The sequence below is a fragment of the Mucilaginibacter sp. OK283 genome (genome assembly GCF_900110415.1).
Lineage (GTDB): Bacteria > Bacteroidota > Bacteroidia > Sphingobacteriales > Sphingobacteriaceae > Mucilaginibacter.
In genome coordinates this window covers 15,111-40,730 of sequence record NZ_FODR01000006.1, presented here as the reverse complement: position 1 = coordinate 40,730, position 25,620 = coordinate 15,111, and the positions used below count along the sequence as shown (strand labels likewise).

Below are 25,620 nucleotides of genomic sequence, written 5' to 3'. Positions count from 1 at the left end.
GACCTTAAGGTTTACATAGCCAGAAGGTTAAACAATTGTTGTGGTTTTTTTGGCCCTTGCCTTGCGGCAAGGGTTTTTTATTTATTCAACTTTGTAAGTATAAACACTACGACCTATAGCGCCATTTTCATCAATGCCTTCAATAATTACACGATAATTTCCTTTGCCATCGGCATTGTAAAAATCCAGCGTAGCGTTACCATCTTTATCTGTGGCCACATCCGGGTTCCAATAAATGGTGATCCTGTCATCTGGTTTATTTGCCTGCTTAACCGTCCCTCCGTAAGCAGGCGAATAAAACGTGCGGGCTTTGTAAAAACCTTTGGGAGCATAAGTAATAAGCCCGGGTGATAGCTTTTTATTCACAGTCAAATTCTTATTTTTTTTTGTTGTGATTAATAAAACTCCATTTGATCCCTGTAGGCCGTAAATTGCTGCATCTAAATTTTTCAACATCTTTACACTCTCCACGTCTGATACGTTTAAGTCCGGAACGGACCCACCTTGCATTCCATCTACAATTACCAGCATTGGCCCGGCTTCGGATATTCCTATCCTATCGCGCAAATAAGGCACGCCATTGGTTAATGAAACTCCGGGTAAGTGTCCTTCCAGGCTACGGCCCAATCCCGATTGATCGGTAAAATCGGTAATAGTATTACTGTGCGAGTCTAAAAATTTATCTTTCACAATGACCTCCTTTAATAGTTTTCCGCTTGCATCGGCCATATAAACAGATGCGGGGCCGGGCTTGCCATCACCGTTTCCAGCTTCGGCGCTACCTGTTAACCGGTTATTATTAGTAAACAATGTAGCCTCTTTTGGCATATCCATAATTATCTGCGTATTGTTTTTTCCCTCGGCGGTTTTTGCCTGGATTACAAAAGGAGTATTATCTGTATAGGCCAGATTGGGGAAGATAAACCTGCCATTAGCATCGGTAACCTGGTTTAGCATACTGCCACCGTTTTTTGTAAGTAAAGTAACATTTCCGTTAGCAACAGGTGCCCCGTTATTGGTTTTAACAGTGCCCGATATATCCAGGCCTCTTTCAACAGGATATGTTAATGTGGTAGTTTCATCGTTGGCAAGAATTTGCTTCCACTCAAACCGGCGATAACCCTGGGTAAGCATCAGCATATCCAAATCGGCGCGGGTATCGTTGGTAACGTGGTTAAAATAATAATTGGGCTGCTCAACAAAGCCTTTTAAATCAGATGTGAGCAGCAGGTGGGTTAAAATGGTAGTTTCGGCAGTTTCATCCACCTGTATTTTTGTGGCATCAACTACCGATGCAGAAAAATAACCCATAACCGGTTTATCGTCTTTTTTGGCATTCAGTGTAAGATGCACCTTTTCCCTGGATGTGTACGATTGTTTATTTACTGCCGTTTGCAAATTAATAAGATCATCATTCTGAATAAATGAAAGCCGCTCGTTCATTGGCTCGCCGGTTGCCGAAAACAGGGTAACCCGTACTATGCCCGTCTGAAAGTCTTTTTTACCCAGGTTAAGATCAAGCACCTGACCATCTAAAGCTGTTTTTACCGATCGTACAGCCCCGCCACCCGAATAAATGGTGATACCAATTTCTTTGTTTTTATTGGCCAGGTAATAGGCCCGGTTGGCGTTAATTTCAATTAAAAGCTTATCGGGGCTGGTATTGTTTACAAGCAGTGTCATGCCCTTTTCTTCGGCCTTTGGCAAATCAACCGTGGCGCTGGTACCATCGGCATAGGTAAGTCTGGCTTTATATGTTCTGCCTTCAACAGGGGTTATGTTAATAATACCCATCCCCAGGTGCCTGGCTTCAAATTTGGTTACTTCGGTATTCAGGTTATCAACAACCACACCCTTAACATTAGCCCCAATGCCGTTATGGTCAATAGCCTTAAAGGCAAGTTTAGCGGGAATATCATTTACAAAGGTCCCGCCCTCCGGAAAAAACTGAATATCGTACGTATTGGCAATTTTAGTTTGCTGAGCTGATAATGTACGCGTTGGTGATACGGGGCTATTAATTATAATAGGCTGATCAAAAACATTAGGGTCGGTGCTGTTCAGCATCCATTTGGTATAAGCCTTTATATGATATAGGCCCTTTGGCAGGCTGTTTGGCAAAGCAAAATCGCCCCAGGCCAGCCCGTTGTTAACCTGCAGTGTTATATATTTCACCAAAGAATCATTTGGGTTCACCAGGTCGGCATGCAATACGCCGCTTAACTTTGACAGCTGGTGTTGCTCGCCAAGTGTAAGGTAGGCCTTAAAAAAAACGGTATCGCCGGCATTGTATGTCGTTCTGTCAAAGTGCAGGTAAACTTTTTCGGTAGCTTTTGTAGTTGATAAGGTTTGCAGACGTGATACTATTCCGTCTAACGAAAGCGGTGTTTTGGCATCCTGCGAAAACGCGGGCACACAAAAATATAAGGCGCAAAAAAGTGCAGGTACTATCTTTTTCATGCGGGAAGGTGTTTAAATAGAGGTAATTAAAATTGGTGATTAAATATACCTCAATTAACCGCACAAAACAAATAAAATACTGAGCGTTAATTTCTTAAAAAGTTAACGCTACTACACTTCGGCATTTTCCTTTATCTCTTCCCAGTATACAGTTTCCAGGTAAATACCATTTTGTATGGCCACACGGGCTTTAATGTCCTGCAGTTGATTTTTGATCTCTGTGGCGTTGAGGTCGCTGCTTAGGGAGTGATAATAAATTGCATAACCAGTTTTACTGTTTATGAATTTATAATGTTTATCAGCGGGTTTCATAACGGTTTACTTAATATTAAGGTAATATATATTACGGTGTTATTGTTTTAAAAAACAGTAAATGTTACATAGCATTTTTTAACGGTGAAATTTATTTAACGGCCAGATACAGCATCAATAATTTGATAACATTTAATTAACATTGGATTAACAATTCCGTGACCTATTGCTGCAAATTAATGGTTACATTTAGCCACGAAAATAAAAGCAGCCTGCATATGCTAAATAGTTAGTATATAAACTGTTAAATTGATTTTTACTTAAAAAGTATCATAAAAAATTTCAATAGATGTCGATATTCCCCAACTCAAACCAGGTTTTTTATGATTTATTTAACCGGGCGGTTGACAATGCCACTCAAATGGCAACCCTGCTTAATACCGCGGTGAACTCCACTGATACCTACGAGCAAAAATTTCAGTTTACACACATTGATAAGCTAAAAACAAAAAGTTACGAAATTACGCACCAGGTATTTACCGAATCGGGCCGTACACTTATATCTCCTTTTCAGCGTAAAGATATGTGCGAACTTGCAGCGGCGATTGATGACGTGGCAGATAGCATAGCTATGGCATCGCGCAGGATAAACCTGTACGATGTGCCTAAAATAACCCCTCCTATTATCAACCTTGCTGATCTTATCCTGCAAACTACCCAGGCGCTTGAAAGTGCTGTTAAGGCTATGAATAACCTGGGTAATTCGGCCCATATTTTCGATATCTGTAACAGTATCAAACAACTGGAATACCAGGCCGATACTGTTTACAACGAAGCATTTGCCGATTTACTGGCCAACGAAACCGATGCCATACAACTTATAAAATACACAGATGTTTTTATGGCGATGGAAACTGCAACTGATAGCTGCGAAGATGCCACATTGATTATTGAAAGCATTTTGATAAAGAACGGCTAAAAGCTAAAAGCTAAAAGCTAAAAGCTAAAAGCTAAAAGCTAAAAGCTAAAAGCTAAAAGCTAAAAGCTAAAAGCTAAAAGCTAAAAGCTAAAAAAACGGCCCTTGATTTTTTTAAAATCAAGGGCCGTTTTTTTGAAGAAGCTTTTGGCTTTGAGCCTTAGGCTTTCAGCTTACTTCCCTTTATCAGCTGGCATATCATCTTGTTTGCCGCCGTTATCGTCTTTCTCTCTCTCTTTCTTAAATTCAAGCTTGCCAAATTTATAGCTCAGGCTTATGCCAAACGACTGTACGGGCACATACCGGATATTGGTTTGGTTAAAGCCGGTACCATAAGTAGTTGAGCTTTGGCTTACATATTTGGCAAACGGGTTTGATGCAGTAAGACCAATGCTGGCCTTTTTGTTCATGAACATTTTACGCATGGCAAAGTTGTAAAACACAAATTTAGGTTGTGTGCCCTGAATGTTTTTCTGGAAAGAGTTATAGTTTCCAAAAAATTCTGCACTTAAATCATGACCGAAGTTGTATTGGGCGTTAAGATTTAAACGGTAGGCAAAACCCGATACGCTTGGGCTGCCGGGGTTGTTATTTGTCCGCTCAGAAAATATCATATTCGTCCGCAGGTTAAAATCTTTGGTAACTGGCAGGGATGCATATATATTAATACCGGTACGCTCTTCTGAGCCTATGTTATATCGTTTTGTTAATGCTACATTGGTGTAGGTACTGCCATCAATGCGTAAAGTATCATAAAAAGTGGTAAAGCGCTGTAGGTCGTCGGTATTTTTACGGTAAAACGCGGCTATATTAATATTTGCACCGCCATCAAATGATTTGTTATAGCCAAATTCAAAGTTATCGCCACGCTCCGGTTTCAGGGTGGGGTCGCCGGTGCTGATGTTGTGGGTGTCGCTGATGTTAAGGAAGGGATTCAGGTCGCCATAATCGGGGCGCTCAATCCTGCGGGTATAGCTTAACTTAACCGATTGCGATTCGCTTATTTTGTGTGAGAACACCAATGAAGGTACTAATATATTGTAGTTGGGGATATTGGTACCTTTAAAGTCGGCCGTGGTAACAGTGTACTCATCTCTTAACCCAGCCTTGATATCTAAAAAGTTATTAAACACTGAAGTAGTTAACGATAAATAATAGGCATAAATTTTACGGTCGTAGGTAAAGCCATAGGTTTGATTATAATTGGGTACGTTGGCTCCGTTTAGCAAGGTATCGGTAACTACATTGTTGTTAATGTGGTTAAAATCAAGTTTACCGCCTGTTTCAATGGTAAAGTTTTTGCTCAAAGGGTGCGTATAGTCAACAGAAATGTTGGTTTCCTTATCCTTACCCGGATTATTATTGGTAATGCCGGTAGGTATGGTTCCGGCCTGCAAGTTCTGTAACAGTTGCGATGAACTAAAACTATTATTACCAAAGCTTGATGAATACAATATATCAAGCTCCTGCCCTTCTTTCTCAAACGTTTTTTTGTAGGCCAGGCTTACATCTGTAGATGTACCACTAAACTTACTGCTGGATGTACGCAGGGTTTTGATGTCAGAAAGTCCGATGCCGTTCGGGTCAACCTTATTTTCGTCCTGGTTGGTAATGCCGTTGCCATGGTTACCAAAATGGTTAAAGCCAACCGATGCGGTAAGATCGTCGTGTTTGCTGATGTTCCAGGTAAAGTTTAATCCCGATTGGTAACCATTACGTTTAAAATTGTTACTGCCCTGCTGAAAAAGCGTTGTGGTATTTCCAAGGCCGTCTGCAGATGTACGGTTATTGGTATTTGGGGCGTTACTGTTTATTTGCGCATTGCCGCTAAAAAACGCGTTAACGCCAAAATTGCCCTTACGCATATTCAGGTTAAATGATCCGTTTTCGCGGCGGGTACCGGCCGATAAATTAACGCTGCCGTTAACACCCTCAACCCGGCTATCTTTCAAAATAATATTAATAATACCACCTGTACCTGCGGCATCGTACTTAGCGCCGGGACTGGTAACTACCTCAATACTTTTGATCTGGCTGGCCGGTATGCTGGCCAAAGCATCGGCAAGGCTGGCGCCAAATATGCTGGACGGTTTGCCATTTATTAAAAACCGGATATTGGCATTACCCTGCAGTTCCACGTTTCCATCAATATCAACTGTAATTTGCGGCACCTTTTTCAGGATATCTATAGCAACCCCACCCTGTGCGCTCAGGTCGTTTTGGGGATTGTATACCATTTTATCAATCTTGTTTTGAACCGTAGGGGTTGTAGCAGTTACCGTTACATCTTTTAACTGCCGTGTATTTGGCGATAACAACACCTCGCCCAGGTTAGTAGTAGCGCCGGGTTTAACTATTACATGATCAACGGTAGTACGCTGATAGCCCAAAAAGTCGGCGGTGACCCGATATTCACCCGGCGGAATCTGGTCGACAGTAAAATTGCCTTTCGGATCGGTACTGATACCATTAAACGGAGCCGTCACGCCTTCTTTATAAACTGATATGGTAGCATAGTCAACCGCCTGTTTAGTAGCGGCATCGGTAACTTTGCCGCTTATTTTGCCCTTGCCGGCCGGTGCCTGTGCCCAGGTGCTTATCCCAAAAAATACAAATAAAAACAGTAAGATATATCGGGTCCTCATTATCTTGAAATCGCTCATTTGGGTGCGAATTTGAAGACAAACATTGGATAAATTCTGATTTGTTGTGTTATTGTTACAATAAGGTTAATTCTTTCAAATTTGTTACAATGAAATCCCGGAATCATGTGCAAGCGATAACGAAAGAAGATAAAAACAATACAAAACTATACCTTATAGGGTATAGTTTTGATTATATATTTAAATTAGCACCGATAGGGTATAATAAATAAAAAAAGATTATATTTACACCCTAAAGGGTATAATATGTTATCTGATTTTTTAAAATCGAAACGAAAAATATTTAATCTCACCCAGGACGACCTTGCTAAAAAGGCGGGAGTTGGTTTAAGGGTAATCAGGGAAATGGAGCAAGGAAAAGCTACCTTACGAATGGACAAGGTTAACCAGGTACTGGCCTTATTTGGTTCGGAATTAGATGTGGTAACAAAACATAAAGGCGATGAATAAACGGGGATTGGTATATTATGCGGACAAGCTTGCCGGTTTCATAGCTGAAACTGACGAGGGCTATGAATTTACTTATGATACCAATTATTTAAACAATGCAGCCGCTAAACCTATCAGCTTGACCTTGCCATTATCACGGGAGAAATATTCAAATAAGGTATTATTTGCTTTTTTTGACGGCCTGATACCTGAAGGCTGGCTACTTAACCTGGCAATCGACCATTGGAAAGTTAAAAGAAATAATCGTTTTGAATTATTATTACTTACATGCAGGGATACCATTGGCGCGGTAACCATTATCCCCGAAAACGAATAAATTATGGCAAATTGCTGGTTTTGTTATCAAGATGCTGGAGATACAGGATACCATGAAAAGTGTTCAAAAAAGTTCTTCGGAACGCTTAAACCACCTGTGCTGGAATTAAACAACCAGTTAATAAAAGAATTGGCCGAACAAACCATTAACAAAAGGATTGCTGTAACAGGAGTGCAACCAAAACTTTCTGTTTCGCTGCAAAAAAGCGATGGTAGTACAAGGCTTACCATAGTTGGTCTTTGGGGAGAATACATCCTGAAACCGCAGCAAGGGCAATATCCGTTTATGCCAGAAACGGAAGACCTGACGATGCACCTTGCATCATTATTTAAAATACCGGTTTGTGGCCATACACTATTGAGGGCAACCGACGGGAACATGGTTTACCTTGCGAAAAGATTTGACCGGGTTAAAGGAAAAAAAATTCACGTGGAAGATTTTTGCCAGTTATCTGAATTCCTCACTGAAAACAAATATAAAGGCTCGTATGAAAAAGCCGGAAAGTTGGTTTTAAAGTATTGCGCCAATACCGGTTTAGATGCGCTTAACTATTTTGAATTGGTCTTATTCTGCTACCTGACGGGCAATAACGACATGCATCTTAAAAACTTTTCGCTGCTGCATACAAATACCGGTATCTGTTTAAGTCCTGCTTACGATTTGCTAAACGTTAACCTTTTAAACCCTGCGGATGATGAGGAACTTGCCCTAACATTGAATGCAAAAAAAAGAAAGATTACTATTAAGGATTTTGAAATATTAGGCAAAAGTCTCCTGATTCCTGAAAAGGCCTTGCGAAATAGTATGGCCAAATTTTCCTTAATGAACGAAAAGGTTGCTAACGTGATTGACGCATCATTTTTAGGAGATGCGGAAAAGGATCGATACAAAAGGATTTGGGCGGATAAACAAAAAATACTAACATAACCCACCGCTCAAAATATCAGCACCAAAGTCCCCGCTATAATCAATAAGGCACCTATCCCGTTCTTCAACGTCAACGGCTCGCCTAAAAACACCACTGCCAATACAATGGCCAGTGCAACACTTAGTTTATCAACTGGCGCTACTTGCGATACCTTACCCAATTGTAAAGCCCTGAAATAGCAAATCCACGACAGGCCGGTAGCACAGCCAGACAGAATGAGGAACGTCCAGTTGGTTTTGGATAAGCTATTTATACCCTGGTTGCTGCCTTTAAACAACACAATGGCCCAGGCCAGTACCAAAATAACCACTGTACGGATAGCGGTTGCCAGGTCGGTATCTACCCCTTTAATGCCTATTTTGGCAAATATTGCAGTTAGTGCGGCAAATAATGCCGATAGTAGAGCGTAAATCCACCACATAGTTTTGGGTTTTAAGTTGTACGTTTTGTAAATTATCAACAATTAATAGGCTAATTTGCTTGACAAAGCTGTAGTAAATCTGGTCAAATCCAAAATGTATACAAATTGGGCTGCTAACTTTACATAGTTGCATTATATATTATAATTAATACGACAACGTACAACTTAAAACGTACAACGTATAACATAACGCACAACTTAAAACATCATGAAGCTACTGATCATTGAAGACGAAGAAGGCCTGCGCGAGAGTATTGAAGAGTACTTTACCGAAGCCGGTAATATATGCGAAACCGCTGCTACCTACCCTGCGGCCATTTCTAAAATAGAAATGTATACCTACGATTGCATTTTGCTTGATATTACCCTGCCCGGTGGCAATGGTATTAATATACTTAAACGGTTAAAAGACCATAACCATACCGACGGTGTACTTATTATATCGGCCAAAAACTCTCTTGACGACCGCTTGCAGGGCCTGGATCTGGGCGCAGATGATTACCTGGTAAAACCCTTTCACTTGTCGGAGCTTAAGGCAAGGGTATCGGCCATTATCAGGCGTAAAATGTATAACGGCAGTAACCTGCTTGTTTTTAACGAAATCAGCATCGATTTGCAGGCAAAAACGGTGAGCGTGCATGATAAGCCCCTTAAATTTACCCGTAAAGAGTTTGCTTTGCTTATTTATTTTATTGCCAACAAAGGCAAGGTAGTATCAAAAAATGCCATAGCCGAGCACCTTTGGGGCGATGGCATCGATTTAGCAGACAATTTCGATTTCATTTACTCGCACATTAAAAACATCCGCAAAAAGCTGGTAGAAGCCGGCGCCAACGATTATATCCAGGCGGCTTATGGTATGGGCTATAAATTTGCCGGGCAATGAAATTGCTTACCTTATATAACCGGGTAAACATTATTACTACTATAATAGTAATGTTGATAACCGGCATTATTTACTACAAAGCCATCAGTTGGATATTAATCGATCAAAATGATAAAGCGCTTAAAGTTGAGGAAGATGAGGTTTTTGATTACGTAAAACTCAACAAACATCTCCCCCAGGTTTTTGACTCCAAAGATCAGCAAATAAGCTTTACCCAGGCGACCCCTAATTCGGTCACGCGAGAATTTATCGATACCTTGTACAAAAAAGATAAAGACGAATTTGAGGCTGGCCGGGGTCTTATCAGCTCAATTACCGTTGATGGTAAATACTATAAAATCCTCATTGTTGAATCGAAGGTAGAAACCGAAGATTTGATCCGGATTATTTTCACCATCACTTTTGGATTGATTTTATTTTTATTATTGGTATTGCTTGTTGCCAACAGGCTAATATTAAACCGCCTTTGGCAGCCGTTTCATGCTATTTTAAAGGAGATGAAGCTATTTAACATCACCGATAACAAAGAAATTACCCAAACCGAAACCCGTATTGATGAATTTGCCGATTTAAACCAGGCAGCCACCGCCATGACCATTAGGGCAAAGCATGATTATAAGGAGCTTAAAACATTTACCGAAAATGCATCGCACGAATTGCTTACTCCAATAGCAGTCATCAATTCCAAATTAGATACCTTAATACAATCCGAAAACTTTAACGACAGGCAAAGTAAATTGCTTAACGACCTTTACAGCGCAGTGGCCCGGTTGAGCCGCCTTAATCAATCGTTATTACTGTTGGTAAAAATAGAAAACCGCTTGCTTACAGATCAGCAAAACATCAACCTGAAACACTTAATTGATGAACTGCTTATACAGCTGGAAGATATTTTTGCGGATAAACAAATCACGGTAACCGCCCTTTTGCAGGACAAAGAAATTTCGGGAAGCAGGTATCTTATTGAAATTTTGCTAAGTAACCTGATCATTAATGCCGTCCGGCACAATCATACAGGTGGTGAAATTATAATTAATCTGACTGCAGAAGCTTTAACCATTAAAAATACCGGCACCGATGATCCGCTGGACGAGGATAAAATATTTACCCGTTTTCATAAGTCATCCCATTCTGATGGTAGCGGACTTGGGCTTACCATCAGCAAACAAATTTGCCAAAGCCTCGGCTTTGAACTTGGCTATCAATACCAAAACCCTCACCATATCTTCATCATCGTTTTTTAAATTTGATATTTTGCCATCCTAAATTTTTACAGATTTATGCTATACTTTAGCTATGTTTAAATTGAACTTATCCATCAGTTAATGAAGTGGTTTTTCGGCCTTCTATTATTTACAATTACCTATACTGCTACAAGCGCTCAAACATACACGCTTGATCATTATTTAGAGCTTGCCCAAAATAACAGCCCCCTGCTTAAAGACCTCCGCAACCAGGTTGCCAACAACCAGTTAGATAGCTTGCGTATCCGCGCCCAGTATAAGCCACAGGTAAATGCTACCAGCGCCGGTAATTATTCGCCCGTGATTGGGGGCTTTGGCTATGCAGGCGCTATAACCAACGAGCATACTTTAAATGCCCTAATGGGCGTAAACCAATCTTTAGATAGCAAAAAAAATATAGCAGCCCAGCTTGCGGCTATCACCTTGCTTTCGCAATCGGTAAGTAACAGTGCCAAAATATCTGAGCAGGACTTAAAAAAAGCCATTACCGCGCAATACATTACCACTTATGGCGATTTGCAGCAAGTAAAATTTAACCAGGAAGTTATTGATCTGCTTAACCAGGAAGAAACGCTGCTAAAAAAACTCACCCGCACCAACGTTTACCACCAAAGCGATTATCTTACTTTTTTAGTCACTTTAAAACAGCAGCAACTGGCTTTACAGCAATCGCGCATGTTGTATAAAAACGATTTTGCCACACTTAACTATTTAACCGGCGTGGCCGATACCAGTTATGCCGAACTGCAGGAACCCGGCCTGCATAAAATGATAAAGGCCGATATTAGCAACAGTATATTTTTTAGTCAGTATAAATTAGATAGCCTGAAACTGGTAAACAGCAAAACTTTGGTCGATTTTACTTACAAGCCCAAAATCAATTTACTGGCCGATGGTGGCTACAACTCCGATTTTGCATCGCAGCCCTATAAAAACTGGGGGGTAAGTGTTGGCTTTAGTTTTAGCCTGCCAATATATGATGGTGGCCAGCGTAAGCTGCAATACCGTAAACTATCCCTTGAAGAGGATACCCGCCGTACTTATAAGGCCTTTTTTGATGTACAATACCGCCAGCAAATTGCGCAGCTAAATCAACAAATTGATGGCAACCAAAAATTATTGGCCGATATTGATGAGCAAATGAAATTCTCTGAAAGCCTGATAAAGGTTGATACCAAGCTCATGCAAACCGGCGATTTACGCATTGCCGATCTGATATTGGCCATCAACAATTACCTGATTATCAAAAACTTAAAAACGCAAACCAACATTACCAATCTGCAGCTTATTAACCAGCTAAACTACTGGAACCGATAATATGAAATTTAAACATATATACCTATTTGCCTGCCTGCCGCTCCTGCTGTTTTCATGCAAGGGTGCCGATAAGCCCGCCGACGGCGAAGACGCAGCCGTGGCATCGCAAACCCCTGTTACAGTAACTACCGTTACCGATAGCTCGATGGTTGATTATTTTGATGTGAGCGCTACATCTATATTCCTGCAAAAAAATGTGGTAAAGGCAAATGCCAACGGGTATATTGAAGGTGTTAATACCCAACTGGGCCATTACGTTGCTAAAGGATCAACCGTTTTTACCATTAAAACCAAAGAAGCCCAAAGCATTGGCAACAGCATTAATATATTAGATACTACTTTTAAGTTTTCGGGTGTTAACCGCATCAAAGCACCGGGCAGCGGGTACATTACCCAATTGGCCCACCAAAAAGGTGATTACGTGCAAGACGGCGAACAGCTGGCCATCATCAGCGACCGATCGAGCTTTGCTTTTGTGATGCAGCTACCTTATGAAATGCGCCGGTATGTTAAAATTGGCCAGGGTATACAACTAATTTTGCCCGGCGGCGACAAGCTGGATGGGCAGGTAGCATCTGAAATGCCATCAGTCGATACCCTGTCGCAAACACAGGGCATGGTTATCAAAGTAAACAGCGCAAACCCCATACCCGAAAATTTAGTGGCCAAGGCCAGGATCATTCGGTCATTACGATCAAATACCTCATCGCTGCCTAAATCGGCCATATTAACCAACGAAACGCAGACGGATTTTTGGGTGATGAAACTTATTAACCCAACAACTGCTGTTAAAACCCCGATAACCAAGGGGATAGAAACCGGCGACAGGGTTGAAATATTAACGCCCAAATTTTCGGCAAAGGATCAAATTGTGGTAACGGGCAATTACGGGTTAACCGATACGGCCAAAGTTAAAATTGTGCAATAATGAAGACGACTCACCCCGACATCGCTACGCTCGTCACCCCTCTCTCCGCTTCGCGCATAGAGGGGTTAAAACCGGAATTTTTCTATTACCCTCTTTGCAACGAAGTTGGAGAGAGGGTCGACCGGCGGAGCCTGGTCGGGGTGAGTCTAACCGCCATGTCTAATCTAACCAAACACTCATGAGCGCCGGTAAAAACTTTTTTATATCGCACCGCAAGCCTTTGGGCCTGGTACTGTTCATCTTTATTATGGGGGGCTTGTTTGCCTATTCCAGGCTGCAAACCTCGCTTTTCCCGGAAATTACATTCCCCAAAATCAAGATCATTGCCGACCAGGGCCTGCAACCGGTAAACAAAATGATGGTTACGGTTACCAGGCCGCTGGAAAATGCCATTAAACAAGTGCCCGATCTGCAATTGGTGCGCAGTACAACCAGCCGGGGCAGCTGCGAAATATCGGCCCTGTTTAACTGGAGCGCGGATATCGACCTGAGCCAGCAGCGCATCCAATCAAGCATCGATCAGATCAAGAACGATTTACCACCCGACGTTAATATTTCGGTTGAGAAGATGAACCCTTCTATCCTACCGGTGAGCGGGTATACGCTGGAGAGCCATACCAAATCGCCTATCGAGCTCAGGCAGATAGCCACCTACACCGTAAAACCATTTTTATCGCAGGTTGATGGCGTATCCGAGATCAGGGTTATCGGCGGCAAATTAAAGGAGTATTGGCTTACGCTCGATCAGCGCAAAATGAGCTCACTCGGCATTACGCCCGATATCATCAGCAGTACGCTGGCCACAACAAATTTTGTTAAATCGGGCGGTTACCTCTCCGATTATAAGATGCTGTACCTCACCGTTACCGATGCCACCATTAACACCAAAGATCAGCTTGAAAACCTGGTGATCAGCAATAACCGCAAAAGGGTACTCAGGCTAAAGGATTTTTCAACCATTAACATAAACGAAGGCATTGAATACACCCGCATTAATGCCAATGGCCATGATGGTGTATTGATAGCCGTTATTAAACAACCAAATGCCAACCTGATATCGGTATCAAACGATATGGCCGATAAAATACAGGCATTACAAAAAATACTACCCGGCGGCGTAACCATAAAACCCTACTATGTACAGGCCGATTTTGTAAACGATTCGGTAAAAAGCGTGAGCGACAGCTTATGGATAGGTTTACTGCTTGCTATTATTGTGGCTGTTATTTTTCTACGATCGTTAAAGGCAAGTGCTACCATATTAATTACCATTCCGGTAACCTTGGGATTAACCTTGCTGGTGCTTTATGGCCTGGGTTATACCTTTAATATCATGACGTTAGGCGCTATTGCTGCCTCGTTGGGGTTAATTATTGACGATGCCATTGTAGTGGTTGAACAAATTCACCGCACGCATGAAGAGTATTCGGATGAGCTGAGTAGGCACCTTGTACAAAGGGCGATTGATTATTTGTTCCCGGCTATGCTGGGGTCATCTATCAGCACCATTGTTATTTTTATTCCGTTTGTGCTGATGAGTGGAGTAGCGGGCGCTTATTTTAAAGTACTTACCGATACCATGATCATTACGCTGGTATGTTCGTTTTTTGTAACCTGGATCGGCTTGCCGGTAATATATCTGCTGCTTACGCCTAAACCTAAATTTAAGAACATCGCGAAAGCAAAACAGGAACAGCCCCACCCTGTAAAACAGCAACGCTGGGTTAGTTTTCTTATTCTTCGCCCGTATGTAGCCCTCATTATTATGATTGCCTTAGCCGGGATTATTGTGTTGGTGCCTTCACAGTTGGCAACCGGTTTTTTACCTGATATGGACGAGGGCAGTATTGTGCTTGACTATAACTCGCCGCCCGGAACGTCATTGGAGGAAACAGACCGGATGCTGCGCGAAATAGAAAAAATCATCATTAAGCAACCCGAGGTTGCCACCTATTCGCGCAGAACAGGCACCCAAATGGGCTTTTTTATTACCGAGCCAAACCGCGGCGATTACCTCATTCAGCTAAAGAAAACGCGCGATAAAACAACCGAAGAGGTGATTGGCGAGTTGCGTAATAAAATTGCCCAAACACAGCCTGCCCTGGTAGTTGAATTTGGCCAGGTAATAACCGATATGCTGGGCGACCTGACCACCAGTGCCGAGCCTATAGAAATTAAGCTTTTTGGCGATGACCCTAAAAGGCTGAACATCCTGTCGAAACAAATTGCCGCCCAGGTTGAAAAAGTAAAAGGAACTGCCGATGTATTGCCGGGCATAGTTATAGCCGGCCCATCGGTAAGTATCGACCCTCATTACGGAACACTGGCGCAGTATAATATAACTGCTGCAAGTTTGCAGCTGCAAACGCAAACCGCGTTGGAGGGCAATGTAATAGGCACCCTGCTTGAGCGGGAACAGCTATCCCCTATCCGCATGGTTTATCCCGGCAACCGGGCTTTAACCGTTACGGGGATAAACAACCTGAACATATTTTTACCGAACGGCAGGCTGGTACCCATCAGCGAATTGGCGCAGGTGAACCTAAAACCGGGCGATGCCGAAATAAATCGCGAAAACCTGCAAAATTTAAATATTGTAACCGCCCGCCTGGATAGCACCGACTTAGGTACGGCTATACCGGCCATAAAAAAAGCCATCGCACAAAACGTAAGCCTGCCGCAAGGCTACCATGTTGAATATGGCGGCGCTTATGCCGAGCAACAGCAATCGTTTAAAGAATTGCTTATCATATTAATAGTGGCCAGCTTATTGGTTTTCGCGGTAATCCTGTTCCTGTTTAAACAGTTCAGGATTGCATTGCTTATTTTGGTTTTGGGCGTTTTAGGTATTGGCGGCAGCTTTTTAGCCTTATATTTAACAGGCACCCCGCTAAATGTAGGCAGCTACACAGGCCTGATTATGATAGTGGGCATCATTGGCGAAAACGCCATTTTCACCTTCCTTCAGTTTAAACAATGCGCACTTGATAACCCAATTGATTATGCTGTAACCTATGCCATAAGTACCAGGTTACGCCCCAAACTGATGACTGCTTTAGGCGCAATTATCGCCTTAATGCCTTTAGCGTTGGGCATTGGAGCTGGGGCACAACTGCACCAGCCTTTGGCCATTGCTGTAATAGGCGGCTTTTTGGCTGCGTTGCCGTTATTATTAATTGTACTGCCTGCCATGCTGCGTATTTTATACCGTAATGGCTTTGTATCGCCGGCGGGGGATCATGAGGCGCATTTAGTTGTAAACGCCGGCTAATACTCACCCGGCGAGGCTACGCCCGCCAGCCTCTCTTCGGCTTCGCCGGAAAGAGGGGCTTGAAATTTTATTACTTGATTTTTTTAACAATACTCTGATATCCAACATTCAAGCCCCTCACCGCAGGTGTATCGTGGGGCTCGAAATTCATTGCATGGTTTGTTGCTTTTCAATTATAATATTCACCGTCCAAGCCCCGCTTTACAACGCAGGTGAAGAGAGGGTGCCGTGCGTAGCGCCGGCGGGTGAGTCTTCCCCGCCATGCGATATCCGCCATTTTCTTTCATAATTTCAAAATCCACACTGCTCAAAAATGACATTTATCCATCCCCATCAACACCCAAGTTTCGACCGTATAAAGTCAATATAATGCATCCCCTATTCAAAAAACAAACTACCAAAACCCTTACAAATCCACAATATTTCTACAGATTCGCAAAGTAATTTCATTGCAAATTCAGATCTATCAAAATGAAAAAACAAATTTTAACTTTTGTCGCAGCAATAATCGGTTTAGCACCGTTTAGCCTAAAAGCCCAAACCTACGTGGCTGATAAAACCATCGCACTGACCGGCGATGGCGGGTACGATTACCTGGCCATTGATAAAGTAAACAACCGTTTATATGTATCGCATGGCACCCAGGTAAACGTTATTGACATGGCAACCGATAAAGAAGTGGGCTCCATTGATAACATGAAAGGCATACACGGTATTGCCATAGTAAATAAACTAAACCGCGGCTTTATTACCGATGGCAAGGCCAACGCGGTGGTTGCTTTCGATATTAAAACCCTGAAAACAATCACTACTATCCCACTTACCGATGCTAAAGGGCCGGATGCTATTATGTATGATGCTTTTTCGGACCGAATTTTCAGCTTTAATGGTGAAAGCAATAACTCGTCGGTTATCGACCCGAAAACTTTAAAACAGGTTGGTACAGTGGCCCTGGGCGGAGGCCCGGAATTTGCAGTACCCGATGGCAAAGGCAAAATATATAATAACCTGGAAGATAAAAACAGCCTGAACGTTATTGACAGTAAAACCCTAAAGGTAATTAAAAACTACCCCTTGACGCCATGTGGCGGCCCTACCGGCCTTGCTTTAGATGCTGCCAACCAGCGGGTATTTACTGTTTGCCGCGAAAATAAGGGGATGAGTGTTGTTGATATCAACACGGGTAAAGTAACTGCCACCATACCAATTGGCGCAGGCGTTGATGCTGTGGCTTATGATGCTGAAACCAAGCTTATATTTTGCTCCAATGGTGATGGCACAACCACCATTATCAAACAAAAATCGGCAGACGATTATAGCGTTATTCAAACGTTAAAAACTGCGGTGCGTGCTAAAACTTTGGCGCTTGACGCCAAAACTCACAAAATTTATTTAAGCGTGGCCGAATTTGAGCCAGGCACACGCAAAGCACTGCCCGGCACCTTTAAAGTACTGGTTTACAAGCTACAGTAAGCTTATTTTTATATAAAAAAATCATGAAATGTTTGTGAATTTTAAGTATCTAACTTTTATTTTGACTGCAAAATGATATTTTTAAAACGTTATTCCTATATTTAACGTTTACATATTATATGATTAAAAGAACTGATTTTGTTTATTCTTCCGAGTCTGAACCACATCGTATCCGTACAAAAAAAATTTTAAAGCAGTTTCCGCAATTGCGTAAGCTGATAGGTAAAAATCCCAATACCATATTTGCCATTATTGGTTTGGTAGTGTTCCAGGTAGTTTTAGCCTGGTTTCTGCGCGATCAATCATGGTGGTGGGTATTTGGTGCAGCCTACCTGTTGGGCGCCTTTGCCGATCATGCATTGTTTGTGATGATTCACGAATGTACCCACCAATTGCTGTTTAAAAACCGTAACGCCAATCGTTGGGCTTCTATGTTTGCCAATTTGCCGCAAATATTGCCAAGCGCAATCTCGTTCGAAAAATACCATATCAAGCACCACTCTTTTCAGGGTGTGCATGAACTGGATGCCGATTTGCCAAACAAATGGGAAGCAAAACTCATCAGCAATTCGTTTTTTGGCAAAGCGCTTTGGTTATTGTTTTTCCCGGTATTCCAGCTTTTCCGTCTATCACGCTTAAGAGAGATACATCCTATTGATGGCTGGATAATTACCAACTTTTTGTTGCAGGTTATTTTTACCACCGCTATTGCTTACTTTATGGGCTGGCATTCAGTAGCGTTTTTACTGCTTAGCTTTTCCTTCTCGGTAGGCCTGCACCCGCTTGGCGCACGCTGGATACAGGAACATTACCTTACCCACAGTGTGGAGCAGGAAACTTACAGCTATTATGGTAATTTCAACGCGGTGGCTTTCAATGTAGGCTTCCATAACGAGCACCACGATTTTCCTTCTATCCCCTGGAATAAATTACCAGAGATCAAGAAAACCGCTCCTGAATTTTATGATACGCTGTATTATCATACCTCATGGACCAAACTATTTTTCCGGTTTCTTTTTGACAGAGAAATTTCCCTTTTTAACCGCATCCTGCGTAAGGACCGCGGCCGGGTTGCACTCACCGATGTATCCAAGCCCGATGTGGAAATGGAAATGGTAAAAGAACACTAAAACAAGAAAGGGCATTTCATCAATGCCCTTTCTTGTTTTATCACACTCTACTGGCTGCTAATTGCTTACAAGCTAAAACCAATCGAAATTATGCTCATTTTTTTTGACAGAAAAATGAATATTTAATGAAGAATTAACATAGGATTAAGGTAATTGTAACAAAGTTATTATCTTTAAATCTCTATTTTAATTTGACTATGCACAAACTGAGCTTATTTTTTTCTCAGCACGAAGACCTTACGCAAGTACTTTTATACGCCTGTGTAATTACGGGTCTGTGGTTTGCCGAAATGCTGGCCTCTTTTGACGGAATAAAGATCAAATGGAAACACACCTCGGTCAACACCTTATTCATATTTACTGCCCTGCCTATCCAACTGGTATTAACCACGTTTGTAGTTTTAATATCCGGCTGGGCTACAGCCCACCATTGGGGGCTTATCAATTTTATCCCTTTTCACACCAATCCCTGGGTATATTACGTCGTGATGTTTATGATGATGGATTTTTGCGAATATGTTTACCATGTTATCATGCATAAGATAGAGCCGTTGTGGAAATTTCACCTGGTGCACCACAGCGATCTGAAGGTGGATGTATCTACCACCATCAGGGAACATCCTTGTGAAACGTGCATCCGCACCTGCTTTTTAATGCTTTGGGTATTTATTTGTGGACCAGCCATCAGCGTTTTGATATTAAGACAAACCTTCCAGTCGTTTTCAAATATTGTTGCCCATACCGAGTTCCAGCTACCTTCAAGGCTCAACAAAATTATCGGCCTGGTATTTATTACCCCCAACCTGCATCACGTACACCACCACTACCAACTGCCTTACACCGACTGTAACTATGGTGATGTGTTAAGCATTTGGGACAGACTGTTTGGCACCTATACCAATGTGGATAGGAAAGATATCATTTTTGGCATTGACACCCACATGGACGAAAATCTGAATGGTAGATTTTTAAATGTATTAAAACTTCCGTTTCAAAAATTCGATCATCCCCAAAGGCGTAAAAAAGTGTAAATTGTAGGATACTTCCCATTTGGGAGCAAATGGTACATCAAGGCAGCATCCTTTTTGGCCTTATTTTTGCATATTTTGTTAAAAATTGCATTTAACTAATGCGAACTTCATACTAATATGATTTATTTGCGTTATTATTTGCAACATTAACATGAGCCGAAGAAAGAAATTACAGATCCTGATACCCTTTGTAATGCTGCTATTTTTAGGCGCATATGCCAAGCACCGTTTATTGGATAAAAAACCAATAAGCGGCACGTTGAGCAACAAGCTAATGGACGAAACATCGGGAATAGCGGCTTCATCTATCAACCCCGATGTATATTATGTACATAATGACAGCGGTGATACCAGCCGTTTCTTTTCGATAACCCCCGAGGGCAAATTAAAGGCCACCATTTACTTTAAAGGCGACAAGAATAAACATTTAGGTGTTCAGGACTGCGAGGATATTGCCGTTGGCCCTGGTCCGCAAAAAGGCAAAAGCTATGTTTACCTCGGCGATATTGGCGATAACGCGCAAAACCGGAAGGTGATTACAGTTTACCGTTTTTTGGAAAACGCTTTATGGGCACAGGATACTACAGCACATGCCGTACCCGTAGCCGTTAATTTAAAGTATCCGGATGGCCCGAAAGATGCTGAAACCTTAATGATTGACCCGCTTGAAAAGCTTTTATATATTGTAACCAAGCGTGGCGACACCGTAGCGGTTTATACATCGCCATTAAGTTATAAAGCCAATGATACCCTTACCCTAACCAGGCATACCAAACTGTTTTTCCCCGGCTTTAAGCCATTTAAATGGATTACGGCCGGAGATATCTCTAAAGACGGGCAACAGATCCTTTTAAAAAGCTATGAAAAGGTTTACTATTGGCAACGCCGGCCGAATGAGCATGTATGGGATGCCATGGCCAGGAAACCAAGGGAGCTGCCTTACACTATTGAAAAACAAGGTGAAGCCATAGGTTTTACACCCGATGGCAAAGGATACTATACTACAAGCGAGGGCGTATTTTCGCCCATTTACTATTACGATAGCCCGGAAAAATAAATCGATAGCGAGTTAAAGCACCAAATAAAAAATGCCCGTGAAATATAAAACTTCACAGGCATTTTCTATTAAATTGCCGGCAGCAAACGTTGCTCCCGGGCTATTTTTCTACCCTCAACAACAACACACCATGTGGTGCAACTTTAGCGGTTAAGGCATTGCCGGTAACCACAATATACTTTTGCTGCCAGGCATCCCTGAATTTGGTATAACCTGCTATAGCAGGATCGGCTTTATCAAGGCTTATGTTTTGGTATTTATCGGATGTATTGAACAGGCCGATTGCCTTGCCGCCATCTTTTAACTCTTTTACCCAAACCTGGTAATCATCTTTTTTGATATATTGGCTTGCGCCTTTACCTAATGCGTCCTGGTCAATTGCCAGCACTTCATCGTTGGTAAGCAGGCTTAACGTAAAGGCATCCAGGTGCCCCATATCGCAACCAATTAACAGAGGCGATGCCAACAGGCTCCACAAGCTGATATGTGTATACTGCTCATCAAACGTAAGCCTGGTGTTATGCAGGCTTGGGCCCCATCCTACTTTGCCAACAACCAGCATATCCGGATCGTTAAAATGGCCGGGCTGGGCATGTGGCGCTGCCTGTCCCTGGTTAAAGCCGATGGTTGACATACTTTGCCAGGTATCCTGGATATCGCCTGTTGTGCGCCAGCTATTGCCGTTTACATCGGCACCCCACTCCCATACATTGCCCCAGCCGTACTGGCAAAGGCTATACATGATATCGCGGTTTACTTTACCTAATGCGGCCTGCATTACCTGGTAAGGCTTTTTCAGTCCATCAAGGTCGGGTTTGGGTGCAATATCCGAGTATGAGCACCAATCGTATTTTAAATAGTCGATACCCCAGTCGGCGTAGGTTTGGGCATCCTGGTCTTCATGCTGCCAGCTGCCTAAAAACCCACCGCAGGTACGCGGGCCCGGCGAAGAATAAATACCCATGCGCAAGCCTAAACCATGTACAAAATCGGTAAGACCTTTCATATCGGGGAATTTGCTATTGGCTACAATTTTGCCATCAGCAGCGCGGTTTTCCGCTTCCCATCCATCATCAATATTAATATAAGCCCAACCGTGCGCGCTCAGTTTATCAATCATGGCTTTGGCAGATATGCGTACCTTTTCGTCGTTAACACTCAGGCCCCAGGCGTTCCAGCTGTTCCAGCCTAAAGCAGGGGTTAAGCCAATATTATCGCCAATGCTAATGGTAAATTGTTTTGTTTTAGCACCAAGGCTATTGCTTACCGTAAAAGTTACCGGGTAGTTACCCTTTTGCGCTACCGAACCACTGATAACCCCGGTTGCGGCATCTACCTTTAAACCTTCTGGAAGCCCTGCAACCTTGTACAATAATGGCCTTTTACCTGTAGCAGGTATCAGGTAAAGAAATGGGTGACCCGGCCGGGCGCCAAATACATCGGCACCATTAATTTTCACCTTAGCCGTTGGGTAAGGCGTTAAAATATATGGCGTAGTTTCTGTCTGTACTATCGATTTTCCTGATTTGGTATCGGTAAAAGTGTAGCTGATAGTATATGATCTTTTTGCCAGGCGCGCTATCGAAAACGAGTAGGTAAACGGCTTGCCACCGGTAAAATTGGCCGGATTTGTTTTTTCGTAAAGCACGGTACCGTTTTCCGGGTCGGTTACTTTAAATGCAAGGGTGCCGCTGTATTGGTAAGCATTTGTGGTGTGTAGTTTAACACTTTTGCTAAGGCTGTTGTTGTCGCCGTAAACAAAATCGGCCTCGGTATTTACAGCCACATGGTCCATTACATCGGCCATGGTGATGTTAAATGTGCTGCCGTAGCCGCTGGTTACCAAACCGCCATCGCCGCCGGTATCAAATATACGCACTGCCAGCACGTTTTCTTTATCCCACAAAATAGCGGGATTGTTTGCTGCTATTGTATATGAGCGGCCGCCATAATGGCCATCTTTTATAGTACCGCCGTAACCGCCATATTTGGCTACCAGTTTACCGTTAAGGTAAACCTCATCATTATCATCAACAGTACCTAAATTTAAGCGGAGGCTGTCTTTCAGATACGATTTATCTTTTAATGACGAGGGAATAACCACTTTGGTACGATACCAGCCGAAGCCATCATAATTGGGGTGGCCCTGGCGTTCCCAGTTGTCGTTAAGATTGGCAACCTGCCAGTGCTGGTCGTTATAAGTTGGCGACGCCCACTGGGCCGAATCGCCGACTGTAAATTTCCAGCCTTTGCTAATGGAAACCTCCTGCGCCGAAACTGTCAGGAAACCCGTCGCAAGGAATAACATGGTAAAAATTTTTCTTATCATAATTAATGTTTTAATGATACCACTAAAAGTCGCCATAAATTAAGGCGGCTTGCAATTGGTTCAGAATGGTTTACTGGTTTTTTAATACTTTTTAAAGGTATAAAGATTTCCAGAAAATAGAAATGTATATGTAACATTTATTAAGCAGCCCCACCCAACCCTCTCCGATAGGGAGGGCTCTAAAAATCAATCTTCCAGATATGCCGTCGGTTCAAACAAAAGTATATACGTAGCAACCCAAAAGTCTCCCCTACCGGGGGAGATTTAGAGGGGGCCCGGCTTTTACTTACTCAACAAATCCACATACTTCACCTGTTCAGGAAACCAAACGGTCATCTCGCCTTTGCCGCGGTTTGCCCATGAATAATACGGAATAGCGGTTAGCGTACTGGTAACGGTGCTCACATTCTGATTAGCTTCATCAACATTAACACTCTTTACATCGGCCTTTAACGTCATTACGCCATTTAGCAAATCAGCATTATAGGTTGGGGTAAAAACAACGTCTTTAGAGATAATAAAACTGCTTGGCTTGCCGGCATTATCTTTCCACTCGGCGCAATACATGATAGGGCCGCGTTGGATGGCGATTTTGCCATTATCGTCGGCCAGTTTTTCGTTAGCTATTACACGCTGCACATCCATGGGCAAGGTAAGCTCTACCTTATCGTTCTTTTTCCATTTTTTACTGATCACCGCGTAGCCATGTTCCATTTGGTAATCAACGGCTTTACCGTTTACTTTTATTTCTATTTTTTGTGCCGATGGTTTCTCGTAGCTGTATAAATCGGATGGGATAGCTTTGTCCTGTGCCCAGCCTGGAATACGGATCCTGAGGTTCATGTCCATCGCCGATGCCGGATCGATGTTGAATACCAAACCGCCATCCCAGGGGTAATTATTTTGCTGGGTAATTTTAAGCCCCTTTTCGGCAACCTTTAAATTTGCCGATCCGCTGATAAACAGGTTTACATACACATCCTTGCCATTTTGAGCATACATGTAACCGGGGATAGACGGAATTAACCGTACGATATTGGTTGGGCAGCAGGAGCAGGTAAACCAGCCCGAGCGTTCACGCTCAATATCCGGGTGCGTAAAGCTATCGCGGATTTGCATAGCATTGGTATAAAAGAAAGATTTACCATCGAGCCCAACACCCGATATTAAGCCGTTATACAGAGTTTTCTCCAACAGGTCGATATATTTTGAATCGCCATGCAATAAAAACATCCTTTGGTTCCAGAAAACATTGCCTATAGCCGCGCAGGTTTCGTTGTAGGCGGTTGTGTTTGGCAGCTCGTAGTTGCCGCCAAAACGTTCGCCATCGCCCACGGCGCCTATACTGCCCTGTACGTATATCTTTTTGCTCACCATGTTATCCCAGATCTTGTCAATAGCGGCGATATACTCTTTATCGCCGGTGAGGGCTGCAACATCTGTCATGCCCGAATACAGGTACATTGCCCGTACAGCATGGCCTTCGGCCTCCTCCTGGTTGGTAACGGGGGTATCATCCTGCCAGTAAACACCGTTTTCGAATGGATTTTTGCTTTTTTTGTTGTATTCCTTGTGGCCGCGGGCATCAATAAAAAATTTGGCCAGGTCAAGGTATTCCTTTTTGCCGCTGATACGGTACAGGCGTACCAGGCCCATCTCAACAATTTCATGGCCAGGCGCAACCGTGCGTTTACCGGGGCCAAAAGTACGTACCAGCAAATCGGCGTTTTTAAGGGCGATATTTAAGAAATTACGTTTGCCGGTAGCCAGAAAATGGGCGGCGGCGGCTTCGTACATATGGCCGGCATTGTAAAGCTCGTGACTCATATTCTGCTCATTCACCCAGCGCTCGGGGCCGGCCCAGGCTTGCGGATGTATCGGATCGATAGTGCGGGCGGTGTATAGGTAGCCATCGGGTTCCTGCGCCTTGCCTACTATGGTGATCATCGAATCGAGGTAATGATCCAGCTGCTTATCAGGGTGTACGGCTAACGAATATGATGCGCCTTCAATGGTTTTATAAATATCGGTATCATCAAAGGGGTACGTAGTACAAAATTTGCCCGAACGGGCCGCGGCCATCTGGAAATTTTTTACCCTGCCGGTACTTTCGCAACGGGTAAACGATGCCGGAATAGTGGCCGTGCGGTTAGTTTCAATCCGCGAATTCCAGAAATGATCGGCCAGTTTTACACTGGTAAACGGAACCGGCTGAATAGGATAATCCTGCTGTTTTTGTGCAAAGGCCGAAAAGCCGCAGCATACAGCTAATAATAAACAGATGTTTTTACGCATAACGGGTTAATATAATTGGCAATAACAATATAAAGATACTACATTTCAAATGTACATTAATTGTTGTTTTCACACTAATTAATTTTAACTGTTATTAGCAGAAAATTACCCGCTGCTATATTGATACTATAAGCAACAACTCACGTCCGTAAAATCGACTTCAAGCGATAAATCAATGAAACAATAATTTATA

General features: G+C 42.8%; 19 protein-coding genes. 13 read left to right on the top strand and 6 right to left on the bottom strand.

The features are described from left to right. Positions 1-81: 81 nt before the first annotated feature. Entirely contained in the window at positions 82-2,460 is a 2,379-nt protein-coding gene (locus BMX56_RS15195; RefSeq protein ID WP_090649642.1) for a carboxypeptidase regulatory-like domain-containing protein, read from the bottom strand. A 111-nt stretch (positions 2,461-2,571) separates the two neighbouring features. Continuing rightward, on the bottom strand, positions 2,572-2,772 hold the full coding sequence (locus BMX56_RS15190; protein WP_090649640.1) for a hypothetical protein: 201 nt from the start codon (positions 2,770-2,772) through the stop codon (positions 2,572-2,574). A gap of 289 nt (positions 2,773-3,061) precedes the next feature. Between BMX56_RS15190 and BMX56_RS15185 the strand changes: the two genes are divergently transcribed. Next, positions 3,062-3,691, top strand: coding sequence for a DUF47 domain-containing protein (locus BMX56_RS15185; RefSeq protein ID WP_090649637.1), 630 nt, complete (start codon positions 3,062-3,064; stop codon positions 3,689-3,691). A gap of 170 nt (positions 3,692-3,861) precedes the next feature. Here BMX56_RS15185 and BMX56_RS15180 read toward each other — a convergent pair whose 3' ends face one another. Beyond that, entirely contained in the window at positions 3,862-6,333 is a 2,472-nt protein-coding gene (locus BMX56_RS15180) for a TonB-dependent receptor domain-containing protein (protein ID WP_177183832.1), read from the bottom strand. A 264-nt stretch (positions 6,334-6,597) separates the two neighbouring features. Between BMX56_RS15180 and BMX56_RS15175 the strand changes: the two genes are divergently transcribed. The 3 genes from BMX56_RS15175 to BMX56_RS15165 are packed head-to-tail and all read left to right on the top strand — an operon-like array spanning position 6,598 to position 8,044. Continuing rightward, complete coding sequence (locus BMX56_RS15175; protein ID WP_090649632.1) at positions 6,598-6,801, top strand: helix-turn-helix transcriptional regulator; 204 nt, start codon at positions 6,598-6,600, stop codon at positions 6,799-6,801. Continuing rightward, entirely contained in the window at positions 6,794-7,117 is a 324-nt protein-coding gene (locus tag BMX56_RS15170; protein WP_090649629.1) for a HipA N-terminal domain-containing protein, read from the top strand. The genes BMX56_RS15175 and BMX56_RS15170 overlap by 8 nt, the downstream gene beginning before the upstream one ends. Before the next feature lie 3 nt (positions 7,118-7,120). Continuing rightward, positions 7,121-8,044: a HipA domain-containing protein gene (locus BMX56_RS15165; protein ID WP_090649627.1), complete on the top strand. Its 924-nt coding sequence runs from the start codon at positions 7,121-7,123 to the stop codon at positions 8,042-8,044. An 8-nt stretch (positions 8,045-8,052) separates the two neighbouring features. On the opposite strand, the gene BMX56_RS15160 is transcribed toward BMX56_RS15165, so the two are convergent. Beyond that, complete coding sequence (locus tag BMX56_RS15160) at positions 8,053-8,466, bottom strand: EamA family transporter (RefSeq protein ID WP_090649624.1); 414 nt, start codon at positions 8,464-8,466, stop codon at positions 8,053-8,055. Positions 8,467-8,674: 208 nt separating this feature from the next. On the opposite strand from BMX56_RS15160, the gene BMX56_RS15155 reads away from it, so the two are divergent. The 9 genes from BMX56_RS15155 to BMX56_RS15115 all read left to right on the top strand — a co-directional run bounded on the left by BMX56_RS15155 (position 8,675) and on the right by BMX56_RS15115 (position 20,803). Next, positions 8,675-9,352 (top strand): response regulator transcription factor, encoded by a 678-nt coding sequence (locus BMX56_RS15155; protein ID WP_090649621.1) that lies wholly within the window; start codon positions 8,675-8,677, stop codon positions 9,350-9,352. Then, positions 9,349-10,596 carry a sensor histidine kinase gene (locus BMX56_RS15150; protein WP_090649619.1) on the top strand — a complete coding sequence of 416 codons (1,248 nt, stop codon included), beginning with the start codon at positions 9,349-9,351 and terminating at the stop codon, positions 10,594-10,596. The genes BMX56_RS15155 and BMX56_RS15150 overlap by 4 nt, the downstream gene beginning before the upstream one ends. Before the next feature lie 81 nt (positions 10,597-10,677). After that, the gene (locus BMX56_RS15145; RefSeq protein WP_090649616.1) at positions 10,678-11,913 is read left to right on the top strand and encodes a TolC family protein; all 1,236 of its coding nucleotides are present in this window, start codon (positions 10,678-10,680) and stop codon (positions 11,911-11,913) included. 1 nt (position 11,914) lies between these two features. After that, positions 11,915-12,841, top strand: coding sequence for an efflux RND transporter periplasmic adaptor subunit (locus BMX56_RS15140; RefSeq protein WP_090649614.1), 927 nt, complete (start codon positions 11,915-11,917; stop codon positions 12,839-12,841). Between the two features lie 178 nt (positions 12,842-13,019). Then, the gene (locus BMX56_RS15135; RefSeq protein ID WP_090649611.1) at positions 13,020-16,112 is read left to right on the top strand and encodes an efflux RND transporter permease subunit; all 3,093 of its coding nucleotides are present in this window, start codon (positions 13,020-13,022) and stop codon (positions 16,110-16,112) included. 471 nt (positions 16,113-16,583) lie between these two features. Next, positions 16,584-17,585: a YncE family protein gene (locus tag BMX56_RS15130; protein ID WP_090649608.1), complete on the top strand. Its 1,002-nt coding sequence runs from the start codon at positions 16,584-16,586 to the stop codon at positions 17,583-17,585. 119 nt (positions 17,586-17,704) lie between these two features. Continuing rightward, a complete protein-coding gene (locus tag BMX56_RS15125; RefSeq protein ID WP_090649605.1) occupies positions 17,705-18,715 on the top strand; it encodes a fatty acid desaturase in 1,011 nt (336 codons plus the stop codon). 197 nt (positions 18,716-18,912) lie between these two features. Continuing rightward, a complete protein-coding gene (locus tag BMX56_RS15120; RefSeq protein WP_090649603.1) occupies positions 18,913-19,746 on the top strand; it encodes a sterol desaturase family protein in 834 nt (277 codons plus the stop codon). Between the two features lie 151 nt (positions 19,747-19,897). Further along, on the top strand, positions 19,898-20,803 hold the full coding sequence (locus BMX56_RS15115; RefSeq protein ID WP_090649600.1) for a hypothetical protein: 906 nt from the start codon (positions 19,898-19,900) through the stop codon (positions 20,801-20,803). Positions 20,804-20,903: 100 nt separating this feature from the next. On the opposite strand, the gene BMX56_RS15110 is transcribed toward BMX56_RS15115, so the two are convergent. Both BMX56_RS15110 and BMX56_RS15105 read right to left on the bottom strand, forming a co-directional pair. Next, positions 20,904-23,132 (bottom strand): putative Ig domain-containing protein, encoded by a 2,229-nt coding sequence (locus BMX56_RS15110; protein ID WP_177183831.1) that lies wholly within the window; start codon positions 23,130-23,132, stop codon positions 20,904-20,906. A gap of 282 nt (positions 23,133-23,414) precedes the next feature. Further along, complete coding sequence (locus BMX56_RS15105; protein WP_090649596.1) at positions 23,415-25,427, bottom strand: glycoside hydrolase family 127 protein; 2,013 nt, start codon at positions 25,425-25,427, stop codon at positions 23,415-23,417. Between the last annotated feature and the right edge of the window lie 193 nt (positions 25,428-25,620).